Genomic DNA, 524 nt, shown 5'->3' on the forward strand with positions numbered 1-524 from the left:
GTAGTAAACGTGTTATGCAGGCGTTATATGATTTAAGGAGAAATCTTTGAGTAATTGGGATGATGTTGCTGGTAAAGTTGAGTTTAATCTTCAATTAATCAGCGAGTTACTTATTAATACAGTTCCTTATTCTAGCCAAGTTCTCGATTTTGGCTGTGGATATGGAAGAGTAACTAATGAGCTTTATGACTTAGGTTATAAAAGTATTTGTGGTGTTGATTCTTCATTGGAAATGATTAATCGTGGGAACAATGAATTCCCGCATCTAGAGCTGAACTACTCAAAAGGTTCACAACTTCCTTTTTCTGATTCTTCCTTTGATGCCATTGTTACGTGTGCTGTTTTTACGTGCATTCCAGAAGTGCAAGCTAGGGTAAATGTTGTTTCTGAGCTACTAAGAATTTTAAAGCCAAATGGAGTCATTTATTTAGCTGAATTTTGCTCTGATGAAAGTCTTTCTTTTACTTCTGATGTTGGGGTTCCAATGTGGCACGGAACTCAAGCTGAAATTGAAAATATAGTTG

At 35.9% G+C, this 524-nt stretch carries 1 protein-coding gene; it reads left to right on the forward strand.

Annotated elements, in window-relative coordinates; genetic code table 11:
- Positions 1 to 46: 46 nt before the first annotated feature.
- Positions 47 to 524: class I SAM-dependent methyltransferase (locus A6E03_RS07710; RefSeq protein WP_065600552.1), on the forward strand; the 478-nt coding region annotated here is incomplete at its 3' end.

It is taken from the genome of Aliivibrio sp. 1S128 (genome assembly GCF_001691065.1).
Taxonomy (GTDB): domain Bacteria; phylum Pseudomonadota; class Gammaproteobacteria; order Enterobacterales; family Vibrionaceae; genus Aliivibrio.